The sequence below is a fragment of the Nonomuraea fuscirosea genome (assembly GCF_035917475.1).
Classification (GTDB): domain Bacteria; phylum Actinomycetota; class Actinomycetes; order Streptosporangiales; family Streptosporangiaceae; genus Nonomuraea; species Nonomuraea fuscirosea.
In genome coordinates this window covers 1,656,655-1,674,061 of the sequence record NZ_CP109074.1, presented here as the reverse complement: position 1 = coordinate 1,674,061, position 17,407 = coordinate 1,656,655, and the positions used below count along the sequence as shown (strand labels likewise).

Below are 17,407 nucleotides of genomic sequence, written 5' to 3'. Positions count from 1 at the left end.
GCAGGATCATGCGCTACAACGTGCTGGCCTGCGACTACGACGAGACCCTGGCGAAGGGCGGCGAGGTCGCGGAGGAGACGATCAAGGCGCTGGAGCGGCTGTCCCGCGCCGGGTTCAAGCTGCTGCTCGTCACCGGGCGCCAGCTCGACGACCTCCTGTCCGTCTTCCCGCATCCCGCCCTGTTCGACCTGATCGTGGCCGAGAACGGCGGCCTGCTGTACGACCCGCGCCAGCGCACCTGCGACGCCCTGGCCGCTCCCCCGCCGGCCGAGCTGGCCGACCGACTGCGCGAGCAGGGTGTGCGTCCGCTCGGGGTCGGTCAGGTGCTGATCGCCACGCGCGAGCCGCACGACGTCCCGGTCCTGGCGGCGATCCGCGAGCTGGGCCTGGAACGGCAGGTCATCTACAACAAGGGCGCCGTCATGGTGCTGCCTCCCGGCGTGAACAAGGCCAGCGGCCTGACCGCCGCCCTCGACCGGCTGTCCCTGTCGCGGCACGGCGTGGTCGCGGTCGGCGACGGCGAGAACGACCACGCCTTCCTGGCCGCCGCCGAGTGCGGGGCCACCGTCGCCAACGCGCTGCCCGCCCTCAAGGACGCCTGCGACCTCGCCCTCGACGAACCCGACGGGCACGGCGTCGGTCAACTGGCCGGCCGGCTGCTGGCGGGCGACCTGGACGCGATGGAGATCCCGCGCCATCACGTCCTGCTCGGGCACGCGGACGGCGAGGAGGTGCGGCTGCCCACGTACGGGATGGGACTGCTGGTGGCGGGGCCGTCCGGCAGCGGCAAGTCCACGGTCACCACGGCGCTGCTCGAACGGCTCGTCGGCGACGGTTACCAGTGCGTCATCGTGGACCCGGAGGGCGACTACGCGGAGCATCCGGGCGTCACCGTGCTCGGCGACCCGGACCGGGTGCCCGGCATGGAGGAGGTGCTGCACGTGCTAGAACAGCCCGATCACAGCGTCGTCGTCAACCTGATCGGGCAGCAGCTGCGCGACCGGCCGGCGTACTTCGCCGAGTTGCTCCCCCGCCTGACCGGGCTGCGGGCCAAGCTGGGGCATCCGCACTGGCTGGTGCTCGACGAGGCGCACCACCTGATGCCCGCCGAGGTACGCGACGTACCGCTGCGGCATCCCGGCGACCTCGGCGCGCTGCTGATGATCACCGTGCATCCCGACGCGCTCAGCCCCGACGCGCTCCGGCTGGTGACCAGCACGGTCGCGGTGGGCAAGGAGCCGCGGAACACCCTGGCCGCGTTCGCCACGGCCCGCGGCCGCGACGTCCCCTCGCTGCCCGCGTCACCGGAGGGCGAGCAGGCGGGCGACATCGCGCTCTGGCACGACGCCGACGGGCACGCGCGCCGGCTCACGCTCGCGCCCGCCCGCGCCAAGCGGACCCGGCACCGGCGCAAGTACGCGGCGGGCACCATGGCCAAGGACAAGAGCTTCTACTTCACCGGACCCGAGGACCGGCTGCGGCTGCGTGCCAGGAACCTGCACACGTTCGTCGAACTCGCCGACGGGGTGGACGACGACACCTGGCTGCATCATCTGCGGCGCTGCGACTGCTCGGCGTGGATCCGCGAGAGCCTGGGGGACGCCGAACTGGCGGAGGAGGTGGCGGCGGTGGAACGTGAGGCGGACGGCCTGGAACCACGCGAAAGCCGCCGCCGCGTCGCCGACCTCATCAGCGAGCGCTACACCCTGCCGGCGGAACCCACCGCCTTCGACCCCGACCACCAGGACCGCTGACCCACAGACTCCGACCCACGACCTTCGACCGCGGGGGGCCGGGTGTGGTGTGGTGTCAGGCGGGTGCGACCGGAGGCTTGATCGGGGTGCGGCCCCGGCCGAGCAGCCACAGCATGGCGCCCAGCGCGGCCACCTGGAGCGGCCAGCCCATCACGATCTTGGCGAACCCGAGCGCCGCCACCGCCTCGTCACCGCCGCCGAACAGGTAGACCGGCCCCTGCACCGCCACCCGCACCGCGCACGGCAGCATGAGCAGCCAGGTCAGCCGCGTGCACAGCCGCACGATGCCGGGGTCCTTGTGCCAGGCGGTCGGGTCACCGGTGACCGAGCCGATCAGGAAGCCCACGACCGGCCACCGGGCGACGACCGAGATGAGCATTCCCACCATGTACGCGGCATTCCACAGGATGCCGGGCAGGAAGTAGTCTTTCGCGTCACCAGTGCGGCTGGCGAAGAACGCCCCGATCGCGATGCCGATCAGGCTGTTGATCACGAACTGCGGCGTGGACCGCTGGATGATCCGTACGAGCAGCAGCAGCACCGACAGGGTGACGCTGATGATGAGCGACAGCTTCAGGTCCTCGGACAGGATCCACGACAGCGTGAAGGCGATCGTCGGGACCGCCGCCTCGATGATGCCGCGCACCCCGCCGAAGGCCTTGGCGAGCTGAGCTCGCACCGCCGCCTCGACGGTGTCGTGGGCGACCTCTTCAGCCTCAGCACTCACCTGATCAACTCCCTGGGCGCAGCTCGTAACGCGGATTGAACATCACCTTGCGCCCGTCCTGCATGCTGACCAGGCCCTCGGCCTTGACCGTGCGGCCGGGCTCGATGCCGGCGATCTTGCGGCGGCCGAGCCAGACCAGGTCGATCACGTCCGACCCGTCGTAGAGCTCCGCCTCCAGAGCCGGGGCGCCGCCCCTCGGGCGCAATGTCACCGTACGTAGCGTACCCGCCACACAGAAGCGGCGACGCCCGCCACACGAGACGATCGGGGTGGCGCCGACCTCGTCGGCGTCCTCCCGCAGCTCCTGGGCCTCGATCTCGGACTGACTGGTGGCCAGCCGACTGAAGAACCCACGCAATCCCCCGCGTTTGGGGGGCTCTGCCGTACTCATGATGGTTCAGCCTATGTGATATCAGCCCTCAGCGAATCTCACTGATTTCAGGTCCTCGTTTGAACGGGTTGAGCCCCGGCCGCTCGTCGCCCTCGCCGCCCTGCTGCTCGTTGGGCCGGCGCAGCGGAATCGGCTCCTCACGCGCCATCGGCTCGTCCCCGCGCACGACCACGACGTCCTTGATGAAGTCGATGTACGCCTCGGCGACGCTCTCGTCGACCGCCGCCTTGCCGGCGATCACCGCCAGCAGGAACCAGCGCGGGCCGTCGACGCCGAGATAGCGGGCCGGCCGGGTCTCGCCGTCGGTCCGCAGCTCGCCGACCAGCTCGCTGCCGAACGGCCCCTCCCGCTCCTCCAGGTCCTTGACCTGGGTCTGGATCTTCGTCTTGATCTCGTCCCACAGGCCGGAGCTGCGCGGCGCGGCCAGCGCCTGCAGCTGCAGCGAGCTGTCCTCGTACAGGACGACCACGCCGACGTGCTGGTCTCCCACGGAGGCCAGCCGCACGTCGAAGTCCGCGTTGTGCGGCAGCCGGAGACCGCCCAGATCGATCCGGTCGGACTCCGGGTGGGGCTCGTCGGCGTCCCACGGGCCGGACTCGCGCGTGGGGGCGGCCGACTCCTGCTCGCCCACCTGCTCCGGCTGCTCACGACGACGACGTCGGAACACGTTCCTCACTCTCCCTGCTCATCGGACCGGCTCCCCGGTCCTCATGTCCGTACGGCCGGTCACCCGGCCTCATGTCCGTACGACCGGTCACCCGGCCTGATGTCCGTACCGCCGGTTCCCCGGCCCGTGCCTGCCGAGCGCCCGGCCCCTATGCCTGCCGGGCCGCCCGGCCGGCCCTCACCGTCATCCGGCCCGCTGTGGCCGGAAGCCGTCCACGTCGGGACCTGCCCTCCACCGCGACCCGGAACCGGCGTGCCACTTCTTCCTCAGCGTCCTGTCGAGCCGAAGCCGTTGGCGCCGCGCGCGGACGGCGGGAGGCGCTCGGTCTCGGTGAAGGCCGCGTGTTCCACCCGCTGGATCACGAGCTGCGCCACCCGGTCCCCGCGCCGCAGGCTGAACGGCTCCTTGGCGTCGGTGTTGATCACCGTCACCTTGACCTCGCCCCGGTATCCGGCGTCGACCGTGCCGGGGGCGTTGACCAGCGTGACGCCGTGCCGCGCCGCCAGCCCGGAACGCGGATGCACGAACGCGGCATACCCCTCGGGCAGGGCGATCGCCACCCCGGTGCCGACGACGGCCCGCTCACCGGGCATCAGCTCCACGTCCTCGGCCGCGCAGAGGTCGGCGCCGGCGTCTCCCGGATGGGCGTACGACGGCGGCGGCAGCCCGGGGTCGAGCCGCTGGATGAGGACCTCTACGTCGCTCAAGGGTTCACCTCGTAGTCCTGATGGTCGGCGGCGGTGGCGGCCAGGTCGGCGTGCTTGGCGAAGTGTTCCATGTTCACCTCGATGAACAGCGCTGCCGCGCGGACGGCGACCGGTCCGTCTGGAGCGCCGATGCGCCCCTCAGCCTCAAGGTACGCCTTTCTGCCCGCGATGCCGTTGCACCAGGCGCGCAGGTGGAGTGTCGTGCCCACGGGAACAGGGAGGAGGTAGTCGGTCTCCAGCCGTCCCGTCACATAGGGCTTGTGCAGCAGGTAGACGGACATTCCGATGACTTCGTCCATGGCGGTGGCCAGCACCCCGCCGTGTGCCAGCCTGGGCGCGCCCTGGTGCGCCTCGCCCACGGTGAACTCCGCCTCGACGGTGGCGCCGTCGGGCGTCCTCGCCGTCAGATGCAGCCCCGTGGGGTGCGCGGGCCCGCAGGCGAAGCACTGGTCGTAGTGGGAGACCAGAGTGCTGCCCGGCGACGGCGCGCCAGGCTGCGCCTCCGGCAGGTTCGCGCCCGGCGGCGGGGTGGTGAGGGAGGAACGCGTCACGGGTGACGAGGTTACTCCGTGTCGCCCCACCCTCCGTCCACAGTCGCCACCCCACGCGTACCGATGGCCGGATTCTGAGCAGCAGTACTTACGCGGGCACTTCGAGATCCTCGCGGTTGAGCAGCGACAGGAGCCGGATCCCGTTCGCGGCCAGTGCCTCGGCACCGCCTTCCTGACGATCGATGACGCACAACGCGTGGTCGATCCGAGCCCCTAGATCACGCAATTGACCGGTGGAGGTCGCGATCTGCCCGCCCGAGGTCACCACGTCCTCGACGACCAGGACGCGCCGCCCCTCGACGTCGGCCCCCTCGGCCAGCCGGGCGGTGCCGTAGGACTTCGCCGCCTTACGTACGAACGCGCAGGGCAGGCCGGTGCGCCGCCCCAGCGCCGTGACCACCGCGATGCCGCCCATCTCCAGGCCGGCCAGCACCTCCGTCCCTTCGGGAACCAGTGGCACCATCCCCGCTGCCAGCTCATCGAGAAGGGCCGGATCGGCCTCGAACCGGTACTTGTCGAAATACTCCTCGGCCACTCGTCCCGAACGCAACACGAACCGGCCACTCAACCGGCAACGGTCACGAACCCGGCGGGCGAGATCCACATCAGTCACGACCCGAGCATGGCAGACCGGCCGCCCGTCACCCAGCGGCAGCCGGCCCCTGCGCTACGGGGCCCCGTCGTCGCGTGCCGGTGGTTCTTCCTCTCGTGGCGGGCGGTCGTCAGCCGGCGGAGCGCTGTGGTCGGTGCGCCACGGGCGTTCCTCGCCGTGAAGATCTGGGCCGTCGTCCGGAGGGCCGGGTGGTGGTGGGCGGCCGTCCGGAGGGTGGTCGTCGGGGCCGGGGGGCAGGGCGCGGGGTTTGTGTCTCAGTTCGGGGATCGCTCGGTAGATGACCGCCGCCACCGGGACGGCCACGGCGGCTCCCGCGATGCCGGCCAGGATGCCGCCCACCGCCAGGACCAGGATGATGGCCAGCGGATGGAAGTTGAGCGCCCGCCCGACGATCAGCGGCTGCAGCACGTGGTTTTCCAGTTGCTGCTCCACGACGAGGATGCCGAGGAAGATCAGCGCGTAGACGAGGCCCTTGGCGCCCAGGGTGACCAGGGTCGCGACCGTGCCGGCGAAGAAGATGCCGACGATGGGGATGAAACTGGCGAAGAAGATCAGCACGGCCAGGGGCGCCCACAGCGGGACCCCCATGCCGGCCAGCACGATGCCCATGATCAGACCGTGCACGGCCGCGACCGCCACAGTGCCCTGGACGTAGTGGGAGAGCGTGGTCCACGCGGCCCGGCCGGCCCGGTCGACGCGCGGTGCGACCCCGCCGAACGCGCGCAGGAACCATGACCAGATCCGGTCGCCGTCCTTGAGCAGGAAGAACGTCACGAACAGGAGCAGCACGATCGACGCCAGCACCTCGACGGCCACGGCGCCGGCGGACAGCACGGTGCCGGTGATGGCCGTGCGCTGGGCGTTGACCAGGGCCGCGATCTCGTCGACGTAGTCGGTGATCTGCGCTTCGCGCAGGTGCAGCGGCCCCGTGATCAGCCACTCCTGCACGGTCCGCGCGGTCTGCTGGACCTGTCTGACCAGGTTGGGGAACTCCTCGCTGGCCCGCGCCCCGACGAGCCAGCCCGTGCCGGTGAGCACGGCCAAGGCCACCAGCATGGTGATCCAGGTCGCGTAGATGGGGCGCATGCCCGTGTCGCGCAGGCTTCTCGTCAGCGGGAACAGCAGGGCCGTGAGCAGGAGCGCGATCGCCACCGGCAGGGCCACGAAGGAGAGGGCGGCGATGGCCTGGACGAAGTAGTTGACGACCACGCCGATGAGGATCAGGCATGCGCACCACGCGGCCGTCCTGGCCAGGACGGGTGGCACGAGCTTGGTCGGTGGGTCGGGCAGCACGTGTTCAAGACTGGCATGTTCGGGGGCCGGATGCGCGCGGATAACGGGCCGGGCAGCTCAGAGCGTAACCAGGGCAACCCGGTTCCGCCTGTTCGTCCGGCTGAGATCGGGCCTGGGCAAGGGGTGGGGCGCGCGTGACACCGTCGTGCTCTTGACATCCTCCCCTCGTAAACTTCAGGCCAGGGGTGAAGCGGACCGTCTCGCGTAGTGGGGCAGGAACAGCCGATTCGCCGTCAGGCGAAGCGGCGTGCACTCTGATCGGATCGGCTGGTTCTGCTGCTCGATGTACTGTTTGACCATGGTCAGCGGGGCTCCGCCGACCGAGCCGGCGAAGTAGGAGCCGGACCAGAAGTGGTCACCCCACAGGTGCTTGCGAACGTGGGTGCTGAACTCCTTGCGCAGTATCCGAGCTGAAACCCCCTTCAGTGAGTTGACCAGCTTGGACAAGGCGATCTTGGGCGGATAGTGGACCAGTAGGTGGACGTGACGCGGGCGCATGTGGCCCGCCTGGAGTTGAGCGCGGCCCAGGCGGCGGTGCTGGACGGCCAGGCGCACACCGCCCGCGCGCTGTGGAACCTGCTGCACGAGTACTTCACCTTTCGGCAGGGCCGGTTCGCGTCGTTGAAGGAGTGTGACGAGGCGATCCGGGCAGCCCGCCGTGAGATCGATTGGATGGCGCAGCTACCCGCTCAGGCGGTGCTGAAGACGTATCGGCAGGCGTGGGCGAATTTCTTCAACCCTGATCACCCCGCCCAGCGCCCGACGTTCAAGGCCCGGTTACGATCCCGGCCGGCCGTGGACATTCCGCAGGCCCGCGACCTGCAGATCAAGCGGGTCAACCGGCGGTGGGACGCGGTCAGCGTGCCCAAACTCGGGCGGATACGGTTTCGGTGGACCAAGGACCTGCCCGGCCTCACCAAAGGCGGCCCGGCCGGGCGGATCACCGGAGCCCGGCTGGTCAAGGACGCCTTCGGCTGGCAGATCGTGTTCCGGACCCAGACCATGGCCGCTCCGGTTCCAGACGCCCCTCCTGGTCCGGCCGTGGGGATCGACCGGGGGATCACCGTCGCCTTGGCCCTGTCGGATGGCACCATGCGTCAGCACGGGCCCTGGCTGCGCGACGGCGAGAGAGAGCACCTGCGCCGGCTGGAGGAGAAGTCGGCCCGCCAGCGGCGCACCCGGCATCGTGGCGGGCAGGCCTCGCATCGGCTGGCCCGCACCTACGACAAGATCGCCCGGCTCCGCGCGACAGCCAAGCGCCGAGCCCTTGACTGGCAGCACCAGACCACCACCGAACTGGCCCGCACGTTCGGCATCGTCGTGGTGGAGGATTTGACGATCACGAACATGGTCCGTTCGGCCACCGGCACGGTCGCCGGCCCCGGCGTGAACGTCGCGCAGAAGACCGGGCTGAACCGCTCGATCGCCGGGCAAGCGTGGGGCCGGACGGTCACCCTGCTGGAATACAAGACCATCGACCGGGGCGGCCACGTCGTGAAGGTCCCCGCACGAGGGACCTCACAGACCTGTCACCAATGCGGCCACCGTGACCCGGCGGCCCGGGACGGGATCAGGTTCTCCTGCGCTGACCCCACGTGCGGCTGGACCGGCCACGCCGACACCAATGCCGCGATCAACATTCGCAACGCCGCAGGAACTGTGGTGTCAGGACGTGGAGACCTCGTGGCTGCCCGGTCCGCGAAGCGTCAACCCCCGCGCGCCGCTTAACCACTACGCGACGGGAGAATCCCCGGCCTTCAGTCCTCAGGCCGGGGAGGAGTTCAAAAGTACCGCCTGCAGCCGGTCGACCGCGCCGTCGCGCGCGGCCTGTACGGCTCCTGGCGGCCCACGGCCGACCAGCGGGCCCGCCTGAAGCAGATCTTCCCGACGGGGGTGTGCGACTACTAGAAGACACGACGGGGACGGAACGGGCTCCTGCCCACGACCGGTCGGGATCCCGAACGCGATCGGGCCGGCTCCGGAACGCGATCGGGCCGGCTCCGGCGTGGCGTGTGCGGTGACCTGCGGATGTGCCGGCCGAGTCCCGTTCGCCACTGATCGGTAGGAATCGACCGGTTATAGGGTGACCTGCCATGGGCACCCACCGCCGCCCCGCCACCGAGGCAGAGGCCCGCGCGCTGGCCTCCTCCGTACGGTTGCGCATCCTGCGGCTCTGCCTCGACCGAGCACTCACGAACAAGGAGATCGCCGGCCTGCTGGACGCCAACCCCGCCACGACCCTGCACCACGTACGCAAGCTGGTCGAGACCGGCTTCCTGGCGGCCGAGCCGAGCCGCCCCGGCCCGCGCGGCTCCACCGAGATCCCTTACCGGGCCACCGGCAAGTCGTGGGAGATGGACGTCCGCGACAGCGGTGTCACGGGCGCGAACGCCGAGCTCCTGGACGCCTTCGTGGCGCAGACGAGACGGTCGGAGCACGTCGAGGAGGGCGACTTCGACCGGCTGGCGCTCAGGCTCACGCCCGAGGGGCACGCCGAGCTGCGCCGGCGGCTGCGGGAGGTGCTGGACGACTTCCGCGCCCGCGTGCCGGCACCGGACGGGCACGCGTACGCGCTGCTCGTGGCCCTGCACCGCACCGAAGAACCCTGACGCCCGGCCGGGCGAACCCCGCTGAGGAGGCCCGGCCGGGCGCATCGGTCAGCCCAGGTGGACCTCGACCTTGAACGTGTCACCCTGCTCCAGGACGAACTCCTCGACGTTCCCCGCCGCGCACAGATCGTCCTGCGCCTGCCGCACCAGCTCGGCGTCCGGAGCCCACACGGTCAGCCGCGAGACCTCGGCCCGCATCGACAGCTTGGCCTCCGACTTGGCCTTGCGCACCTGCCCGAGCACCTCGGAGGCCACGCTCAGCACCGCCGGGTCGCCGGTGCCGCGTTCCACGGCCGGCCAGGAGGCGTGGTGGACGGAGCCGTCGCGCCACCACGACCACACCTCTTCGGTCACGAACGGCAGGAACGGCGCGAACAGCCGCAGCAGCACGTCGAGGGCCTGCCGCAGCGCCGCGTGGGCCGAGGCGGAGGCGGGGCCGGACTCGTACGCCCGCGCCTTGACCAGCTCCAGGTAGTCGTCGCAGAACGCCCAGAAGAAGCGCTCGACGGCCTCGATCGCCCGGGTGTGGTCGTAACCCTCGAACGCCTCCGTCGCCTCCTTGACGACGTCGGCCAGCGCCGCCAGCATCGCCCGGTCGAGCGCCTCGGTGACCACGGCAGCGCCGCCGTCCGAAGCTGAAGCGCCGTCCGAGGCGCCGTCGGCGGCCAGCCCCAGCACGAACTTCGACGCGTTGAGGATCTTGATGGCCAGCCGCCGCCCGACCTTGAGCTGCCCGGTGTCGAAGGTGGTGTCGACGCCGTAGCGCCCGTTGGCCGCCCAGTAGCGCACGGCGTCGGAGCCGTGCTGCTCCAGCAGGTCGATCGGGGTGACCACGTTGCCCTTGGACTTGGACATCTTCTTGCGGTCGGGGTCGAGGATCCACCCCGAGATGGCCACGTCGCTCCACGGCAGCGAGCCGAACTCGTAGTGAGCCCGCACCACGGTCGAGAACAGCCAGGTGCGGATGATCTCGTGGGCCTGCGGCCGCAGGTCGGCGGGGAAGACCCGCCGGAACAGGTCGTCGTCGCTGCCCCAGCGGCCCGCGATCTGCGGGGTCAGCGACGAGGTGGCCCAGGTGTCCATGACGTCCGGGTCGGCCATGAAGCCGCCGGGCACGCCGCGCTGGTCCTCGGTGTAGCCGGGGGGCACGTCGGAGGACGGCTCCACGGGCAGCATGTCCTCGGTGGGCAGGATCGGCGCGTCGTGGACGGGCTGCCCCGACTCGTCGATCGGATACCACACCGGGAACGGCACGCCGAAGAAGCGCTGGCGGGAGATGAGCCAGTCGCCGGTGAGCCCTTCGACCCAGTTGTCGTAGCGGACCCGCATGTGCGGCGGGTGCCAGGTCAGCTCGCGCCCGCGCTCCAGCAACCGCCTGCGCAGCTCCTCGTCCCGCCCGCCGTTGCGGATGTACCACTGGCGGGTGGTGACGATCTCCAGCGGTTTGTCGCCCTTTTCGTAAAATTTCACCGTGCGCTGCACGGGCCGGGGCTCGCCTTCGAGGTCGCCGGACTCGCGCAGCAGCTCCACGATGCGCTCGCGCGCGCTGTGGACCGTCTTGCCGGCCAGCTCCTTGTACGGCTCCGCCTCCACGCCGTCCGGCGGCTCGGGCAGCAGCCGCCCGTCCCAGCCGATGACCGGCCGGGTCGGCAGGTGCAGCTCACGCCACCAGGTGACGTCGGTGATGTCGCCGAAGGTGCAGATCATCGCGATGCCGGTGCCCTTGTCGGGCTCGGCCAGGCGGTGGGCCAGCACCGGCACCTCGACCCCGAACAGCGGCGTCAGCACCGAGGTGCCGAACAGCTCCTGGTAGCGCTCGTCGTCGGGATGTGCGACCAGCGCCACGCAGGCGGGGATGAGCTCGGGCCTGGTGGTCTCGATGTAGACCGGGCCCTTCTCACCGTAGAAGGAGATCTTGTGGAAGGCGCCGGGCCACTCGCGGTCCTCCAGCTCGGCCTGGGCCACGGCGGTGCGGAAGCTGACGTCCCACAGGGTCGGCGCCTCGGCGAGGTAGGCCTCGCCGCGCAGCAGGTTGCGCAGGAACGCCCGCTGGGAGACCGCCCGCGACTCGTCGCTGATCGTGGTGTAGAGCAGCGACCAGTCGACCGACAGCCCGACCCGCCGCCAGACCTCCTCGAAGGCCTGCTCGTCGATGGCGGTCAGCTGCTGGCACAGCTCGACGAAGTTGCGCCGCGAGATGGAGATGTCTCGCTTGCCGGGCTTGTCGGGCGGTGTGAAGCCGGGGTCGTAGGGCAGCGAGGGATCGCAGCGCACGCCGTAGACGTTTTGCACGCGGCGCTCGGTGGGCAGGCCGTTGTCGTCCCAGCCGATGGGGTAGAAGACGGCTTTGCCGATCATCCGCTGGTAGCGGGCCATGATGTCGGTGTGGGTGAAGGAGAAGACGTGACCGACGTGCAGCGAGCCGGAGACCGTCGGCGGCGGCGTGTCGATGGCGTAGACCTGCTCGCGCGGCCTGGACCGGTCGAAGCGGTAGGTGCCCTCTTCCTCCCAGCGAGCTACCCATACCTGCTCCAGGCCGTCGAGAGTCGGCTTCTGGGGCATGGAGGGACGGCGTAGTCGCTGTTGAGTCATGCCTCCTTATGGTACGGCTTCGCGGGCGCGCCAAGCGGTACAGACTAGGGTTCGTTACAAAGGGGAAGGGAGATCGACATGGCGGAGGACAAGCCCGATATCGCCTGGCGTGTCGTGGGCGGCCTGGTGGGGCTGGTGACCGCTTGGGGGGCGCGGAAGATCCTCGCGTTCGCCTGGAAGAAGGCGACCGGCAAGGAGCCGCCCATCGACACGGAATCGCCCGAGGTCAGCATGGGCGAGGCGATCGGTTACGCCGTCGTCATGGGGGTGGGCATGTCGGTGGCGCAGATCGTGGTCAACCGGACCGCCAAGAAGCGCTACGACGCGTGGAAGGCTCTGCGGCAGGTGACTCCAGGGCAGTGAGAAACTCGCTCGCCCAGCGGTCCACGTCGTAGGTGGCGACCCGGCGGCGCATCGTGCGCATGCGCCGGGCCAGCTCGTGCGGCGTGGCCCGCATCGCCGTCAGCATCTGGCGTTTGACGTCCTCCACGTCGTAAGGATTGACCAGGTAGGCCTGCCGCAGCTCGTCGGCGGCCCCGGTGAACTCGCTGAGCACCAGCCCGCCGTGCAGGTCGTGGTGGCAGGAGACGTACTCCTTGGCCACCAGGTTCATCCCGTCGCGCAGCGGCGTGACGACCATGACGTCGGCGGCGAGGTAGAGCGCGGCCAGCTCCTCGTGGTTGTAGGACTGGTGGAAGTACCACACCGGCTGGTAGCCGAGCTGGGCGTGCTCGCCGTTGATCCGGCCCACCTGCAGCTCGATGTCGTCGCGCAGCCGCCGGTACTCGTCCACCCGCTCCCTGCTGGGCGTCGCGATCTGCACGAACACGGCCTCGCCGGGCCGCAGCCGCCCGTCGTTGAGCAGCTCGCCGAACGCCTCCAGCCGCTGCCCGATGCCCTTGGTGTAGTCGAGCCGGTCCACGCCGAGCAGCACGTGCTCGGGGTCGCCGAGCTCCATCCTGATCTCCTTGGCCCGCGCCACGATGTTCGGCTCGCGGACGAGGGAGTCGAGCTGCGCGAAGTCCACGGAGATCGGGAACGCCTGCGTGGTCACGATCCGGTCGTCGAGGAAGATCTCGTTCCCCTTGTACGGCAGCCCGAGCAGCCGGCGGCACAGCCGGCGGAAGTTGGACGCGCCGCCGGGCAGCTGGAAGCCGACGAGGTCGGCGCCGAGCAGCCCTTCGACCAGCTCCTTGCGCCACGGCAGCCGCCAGAACAGCTCCGTCGGCGGGAACGGGATGTGCAGGAAGAACCCGATCCGCAGGTCGGGCCGCAGCCTGCGGAGCATGGCGGGCACGAGCTGGAGCTGGTAGTCCTGCACCCACACGACCGCGCCCTCGTCGGCCGCCTCCGCGGCGGCCTCGGCGAAGCGCTGGTTGACCATCCGGTAGGCGTCCCACATCTTCCTGTCGAACACCGGCGTGGCCACCACGTCGTGGTAGAGCGGCCACAGGGTGGCGTTGGAGAAGCCCTCGTAGTAGAGCTCCACCTCACTGGCCGACAGCGGCACCGGGATGAGGCTCATGCCGTTCTGCTCGAACGGCGCGAGCTTCTCGTCGGGCGCTCCGTGCCAGCCGGCCCAGGCTCCGTGACGGCGCTGCATCACCGGGGCTATCGCGGTGACGAGTCCTCCGGGGCTCCTGCGCCACGAGGCCGTTCCGTCAGGCTCGAGCGTCCGGTCGACGGGCAACCGGTTCGCCACGATCAGAAACGAGCTACGGCCACTCACGCAGTCCTCCTCTTGGGGGTCACATGTCAGGTGAGCCGCCGATCGCGCGGCTCATGGCGACCGCCACCGGCTCAGGCCCCGCATGGGGGATGATCGCGGCGATATGGGAGTCGGGCCTGATGAGCCATGCCTCATCGGGCCCCGCGCCGAGCCTCTCAGCGAGCGAGCCTGTCCCGTCCATCTCCGCGAGCCCGCGTACGGCGAGCGGCGCCCTCATGACCTTGCCCAGGACCTGCACAAACAAACTCGAATCGCACATATCACCCAATAGCACGAGAAATCCATCCCGTGTGAACTGCCGCAACCTCCCCCCGGGCACCAGGACGTCGGGCAGGATGACGCCCGGCGCGGGCGGGCACAGCGCGCCCTTCGGCGGCCGGCCCAGGAAGGGCCGCGACGGCTCGGGCGTGGTGAGCGGCGAGTCGGCGTACCAGAAGGGCTCGGCGAAGCGGCCCGAGTCGACCTCGGCCACCCGCCCGCCCTCCAGCGCGGCCCGCCGCCGCATGCGCTCCTCCACGCTCGCCGGCGCGAGGAAGCGCATGGTCGCGGTCGTCACCTCCAGGTTCTCCAGCGCCGCCGCGTGCCGTTCCGCGTGGTACGACTCCAGCAGCTCCTCCCCCGCCCACCCGTTGAGCACGAAGGCCAGCTTCCAGGCCGCGTTCTCGGCGTCGGGCACGCCGGAGTTGAGCCCCCGCGCCCCGAACGGCGCCACCAGGTGGGCGCAGTCGCCCGCCAGCAGCACCCGGCCGACGCGCATCCGGGAGGCGACCCGCGAGTGGAAGCGGTAGGTGCTGTGCCACAGCAGCTCGTACGGCCGGTCCCCGACGACCTGCCGGACCTTGCGCGCGATGTCGGCGTCGGCCGGGATGAAGTCGGGCGCGATCTGCCAGTCGATCCGGTACGTGCCGCCGGGGCACGGATGGATGAGCACCTGCCTGCCCGGGTTCCAGATCGGGTCGAAGTAGAAGCGCCGCTCGTTCTCCCAGCCCGGCAGGTCGGCCTTGATGTCGCAGATGAGGAACTGGTCCTCGTACGTCTCCCCGGTGAAGGCGACCCCGAGCGCGCCCCGCACCGCCTGCGCCCTGGCCCCCGCGCAGGCCAGCACGTAGGGGGCGCGCAGCAGCCGCTGCCCGCAGCGCACGGTGACGCCGGTGGCGTCCTGGGTCAGGCCGGTCACCTCGTGCTCCCAGCGCACCTCGATGAGCGGCTGGGCGGCGATGGCCTCGTCGAGGATCTGCTCGGTGCGGGTCTGGGAGATGTTCACGCAGGCCGGCAGCGGCCCCTCGCGCTCGAACGTCCAGGAGAACAGCTCGCGGTCGCGGTAGTAGGTGCGGGCCGTGGTCCAGGCCAGCCCCTCCTCGGCCACCTTGCCCGCCCCGGCGGCGGCCCAGATGTCGAGCACGTCGCGCTGCTGGCAGATGGACTTCGAGCCGCCGCGGGCCCGGCCCGGCCGCTGGTCGAGCACCAGCACCTGAATGCCCCAGCGGGCCAGCAGCAGCGCGGCGCTCTGCCCGACCGGGCCCGCGCCGATGACGATGACCTGCGCCTCGTCCTTCATCAGAAACCTCCGAGGAAACCGTCGCCTTCAGGCAGGGGAGGAATCGGACCCCTGCGGAGCAGGACAGGGGCAGGCGATGCGCCGCCAGGCGGACCGCCGTCACAACGCGGCGCGATGCCGCGAAGGTCGATAGTGTGTTCCACGGCGGCGATGACCAAGCCTCCGGAATACTGATCGGACATACCTTCGCCGCCGGGCTGGCGGAGAGGTGAAACGCCTGTGGAGCTGGTGTAAGACCTCAACGAGAGATCCCTTCTCGGGCGGGCGACCGGCGATGAAGCAGGAAACCTCACGGGCGACCGTGGGAATCCCCCTCCTCCAGGAGGGGGAGGATGTCAAGACTGCAGCTCGTCCCACACCTGCCGGTCGCGCTCCGCGGTCCAGATCCGCGGCCGCTCGACGCCGTGCAGCTCGTCCCAGAGTCTGGAGACGTTGAACGGCAGGCAGTGCTCGAAGATCGGCCACTTGCCGTAACGGGGCTCCAGGGCCCGGTGGGTGCGCTCGAACGCCTCCTTCAGCGACCCGGCGGCGCGGGTCTCGTGCAGCATCACGGTGAGGAAGTCGCGGGTCTGCCCGATGGCCGCGGCCACGCCCGCCTCACCCCTCGCCACCGCGCCCCTGCCGCCGACCAGCGTCTCCGCGCCGAAGGAGGCCACCCGGTCGAGCGTCGAGGAGGCCCAGTCGCGGTGGAAGGCGTCGCCGGTGTAGAGGGCGGCCTGCGACTCGACCAGGTCGCCGGCGAACATGATCCGCTGCTGCGGCAGCCAGGCCACCAGGTCGCCCTCGGTGTGCCCGCGCCCGCAGTACTGCAGCACCAGGTCGCCGCGCCCGCCGCCGAGGTCGATGGTGAACCGGTCGCTGAACGTCACCGTCGGCCAGGTCAGGCCGGGGATCGAGTCCGGCTCCTGGAACAGGCGGGGCATCCTGGCGTACTCGCTGGCCCAGTCCTGCTCGCCGCGCTCGGCGATCAGCCCGCGGGTCCTCTCGTGCGTCACGATCAGGTCGGCGCCGAACGCCGAGGCGCCGAGCACCCTGACCGCGTGATAGTGCGACAGCACCAGGTAGCGGACCGGCTTGTCAGTGTGCTCGCGCAGCCGGGCCAGCCAGGCGCGGGCGGCCACCGGCGTGGCCAGCGCCTCGAAGCAGACGAGGAAGTCCTCGCCCTCGATCGCGCCCACGTTGGGGTCGCCCTCGGCCGTGAGCGCGTACACGCCCGGGGCGAGCACCTCCAGGGACTGCCTCTTCTCGCCGAGGTCCGCCGACGAGGCGAACGGCTTGGCCATCGCTTCTCCTCCCGCTCGGGCGTGACGCGGCCACGCGCGACCCGGACCAGGGTCAGCTCGTCGGGGACGCGGTCACCATTCGTAGAACCCCTTCCCGCTCTTGCGGCCCAGCTCACCGGCGGCGACCTTGTCGCGCAGCAGCGCGGGCGGCTCGAAGCGCGGCCCGAGCCTGGCGTGCAGGTATTCGGCGATGGCCAGCCGCACGTCCAGACCGACCAGGTCGGTGAGCCTGAGCGGCCCCATGGGATGGCCGTAGCCGAGCGTCATGGCCGTGTCGATGTCGTCAGCAGTGGCCACGCCCTCCGCCATCATCCGGATGGCCTCAAGGCCGAGCAGCACGCCCAGCCGGCTGGTGGCGAACCCCGGCGAGTCGTTCACCACGACGCTCGTCTTGCCGATGCCCGCCACGATGCCCCTGGCCCGCTCCAGGACCTCGCCCGGCGTGGCCTTGGTGACGACGATCTCGACCAGGCGCTGCACCGGGACGGGGTTGAAGAAGTGCAGGCCGACCAGGCGTTCGGGACGGTCGAGCACGGTGGCCAGCTCGGCGATGGACAGCGAGCTGGTGTTGGTGGCCAGCAGCGCCCCCTCCTGGACGGCCGACTCGGCCTCGGCCAGCACCTCGGCCTTCAGCGCCGCGTCCTCGGGCACCGCCTCGACGACCAGGTCGGCGTCCCCTGGCACGGGGCCCATGGTGAGCCTGGCCAGCGCCTCGGCCTTGTCGACCGCGCCCTTGGACTCGGCGATGGCCAGCCCTTCCGCGATGCGCCATCTGGCGGCCTCGGCCTGCGGCTCCTGCACGGTGACGCGCTCGCCCGCGGCCAGGAAGACCTGCGCGATCCCGGCGCCCATGCGCCCTCCGCCGATCACCGCCACCCTCATGGATTCACCCTCTTGACATGGAAGTCCCGACGATGATTTGTTTACCGAACA

At 70.7% G+C, this 17,407-nt stretch carries 17 protein-coding genes and 1 pseudogene; 5 read left to right on the top strand and 13 right to left on the bottom strand.

Features of this window, described 5'->3' with window-relative positions:
• The first annotated feature begins 8 nt into the window (after positions 1-8).
• Positions 9-1,754 carry an HAD hydrolase family protein gene (locus tag OIE67_RS07510; RefSeq protein WP_326637969.1) on the top strand — a complete coding sequence of 582 codons (1,746 nt, stop codon included), beginning with the start codon at positions 9-11 and terminating at the stop codon, positions 1,752-1,754.
• Between the two features lie 55 nt (positions 1,755-1,809).
• Here the strand turns inward: OIE67_RS07510 and OIE67_RS07505 are convergent, their stop codons facing one another.
• The 8 genes and pseudogenes from OIE67_RS07505 to tnpA form a co-directional block, all read right to left on the bottom strand.
• Positions 1,810-2,481 carry a DUF3159 domain-containing protein gene (locus OIE67_RS07505; protein ID WP_245955445.1) on the bottom strand — a complete coding sequence of 224 codons (672 nt, stop codon included), beginning with the start codon at positions 2,479-2,481 and terminating at the stop codon, positions 1,810-1,812.
• A gap of 4 nt (positions 2,482-2,485) precedes the next feature.
• On the bottom strand, positions 2,486-2,872 hold the full coding sequence (locus OIE67_RS07500) for an OB-fold nucleic acid binding domain-containing protein (protein ID WP_043614113.1): 387 nt from the start codon (positions 2,870-2,872) through the stop codon (positions 2,486-2,488).
• 28 nt (positions 2,873-2,900) lie between these two features.
• Complete coding sequence (locus OIE67_RS07495) at positions 2,901-3,539, bottom strand: DUF3710 domain-containing protein (RefSeq protein WP_326637960.1); 639 nt, start codon at positions 3,537-3,539, stop codon at positions 2,901-2,903.
• 266 nt (positions 3,540-3,805) lie between these two features.
• Entirely contained in the window at positions 3,806-4,246 is a 441-nt protein-coding gene (dut, locus tag OIE67_RS07490; protein WP_326637958.1) for a dUTP diphosphatase, read from the bottom strand.
• Entirely contained in the window at positions 4,243-4,797 is a 555-nt protein-coding gene (locus OIE67_RS07485) for a PaaI family thioesterase (protein ID WP_106234079.1), read from the bottom strand. The genes dut and OIE67_RS07485 overlap by 4 nt, the downstream gene beginning before the upstream one ends.
• A gap of 88 nt (positions 4,798-4,885) precedes the next feature.
• Positions 4,886-5,401, bottom strand: coding sequence for an orotate phosphoribosyltransferase (locus tag OIE67_RS07480; RefSeq protein ID WP_326637955.1), 516 nt, complete (start codon positions 5,399-5,401; stop codon positions 4,886-4,888).
• 63 nt (positions 5,402-5,464) lie between these two features.
• Positions 5,465-6,703, bottom strand: a complete 1,239-nt coding sequence (locus tag OIE67_RS07475) for an AI-2E family transporter (protein ID WP_326637953.1) — start codon at positions 6,701-6,703, stop codon at positions 5,465-5,467.
• Positions 6,704-6,967: 264 nt separating this feature from the next.
• Positions 6,968-7,189: pseudogene (gene tnpA, locus OIE67_RS07470) on the bottom strand (IS200/IS605 family transposase); the annotation flags it as partial.
• Positions 7,190-7,201: 12 nt separating this feature from the next.
• On the opposite strand from tnpA, the gene OIE67_RS07465 reads away from it, so the two are divergent.
• The 3 genes from OIE67_RS07465 (at position 7,202) to OIE67_RS07460 (ending at position 9,312) form a co-directional block, all read left to right on the top strand.
• Positions 7,202-8,431, top strand: a complete 1,230-nt coding sequence (locus OIE67_RS07465) for an RNA-guided endonuclease InsQ/TnpB family protein (protein ID WP_326637951.1) — start codon at positions 7,202-7,204, stop codon at positions 8,429-8,431.
• Between the two features lie 18 nt (positions 8,432-8,449).
• Positions 8,450-8,611, top strand: coding sequence for a DUF6351 family protein (locus OIE67_RS55375; protein ID WP_407674889.1), 162 nt, complete (start codon positions 8,450-8,452; stop codon positions 8,609-8,611).
• A gap of 185 nt (positions 8,612-8,796) precedes the next feature.
• Entirely contained in the window at positions 8,797-9,312 is a 516-nt protein-coding gene (locus OIE67_RS07460) for an ArsR/SmtB family transcription factor (protein WP_326637949.1), read from the top strand.
• A 48-nt stretch (positions 9,313-9,360) separates the two neighbouring features.
• On the opposite strand, the gene valS is transcribed toward OIE67_RS07460, so the two are convergent.
• Positions 9,361-11,874 carry a valine--tRNA ligase gene (gene valS / locus OIE67_RS07455; protein ID WP_326637946.1) on the bottom strand — a complete coding sequence of 838 codons (2,514 nt, stop codon included), beginning with the start codon at positions 11,872-11,874 and terminating at the stop codon, positions 9,361-9,363.
• A 108-nt stretch (positions 11,875-11,982) separates the two neighbouring features.
• Here valS and OIE67_RS07450 point away from each other — a divergent pair, with 108 nt between their 5' ends.
• Positions 11,983-12,267, top strand: coding sequence for a DUF4235 domain-containing protein (locus tag OIE67_RS07450; protein ID WP_106234069.1), 285 nt, complete (start codon positions 11,983-11,985; stop codon positions 12,265-12,267).
• Here OIE67_RS07450 and OIE67_RS07445 read toward each other — a convergent pair.
• The 4 genes from OIE67_RS07445 to OIE67_RS07430 all read right to left on the bottom strand — a co-directional run bounded on the left by OIE67_RS07445 (position 12,200) and on the right by OIE67_RS07430 (position 17,356).
• Complete coding sequence (locus OIE67_RS07445; RefSeq protein ID WP_326637943.1) at positions 12,200-13,633, bottom strand: alpha,alpha-trehalose-phosphate synthase (UDP-forming); 1,434 nt, start codon at positions 13,631-13,633, stop codon at positions 12,200-12,202. The two genes, OIE67_RS07450 and OIE67_RS07445, sit on opposite strands and share 68 nt — an antisense overlap.
• A 19-nt stretch (positions 13,634-13,652) precedes the next feature.
• The gene (locus OIE67_RS07440) at positions 13,653-15,191 is read right to left on the bottom strand and encodes an FAD-dependent monooxygenase (protein ID WP_326637941.1); all 1,539 of its coding nucleotides are present in this window, start codon (positions 15,189-15,191) and stop codon (positions 13,653-13,655) included.
• A gap of 335 nt (positions 15,192-15,526) precedes the next feature.
• Entirely contained in the window at positions 15,527-16,474 is a 948-nt protein-coding gene (locus OIE67_RS07435) for an MBL fold metallo-hydrolase (protein ID WP_326637939.1), read from the bottom strand.
• A gap of 72 nt (positions 16,475-16,546) precedes the next feature.
• Positions 16,547-17,356, bottom strand: coding sequence for a 3-hydroxyacyl-CoA dehydrogenase family protein (locus OIE67_RS07430; protein WP_326637937.1), 810 nt, complete (start codon positions 17,354-17,356; stop codon positions 16,547-16,549).
• Positions 17,357-17,407 lie beyond the last annotated feature (51 nt).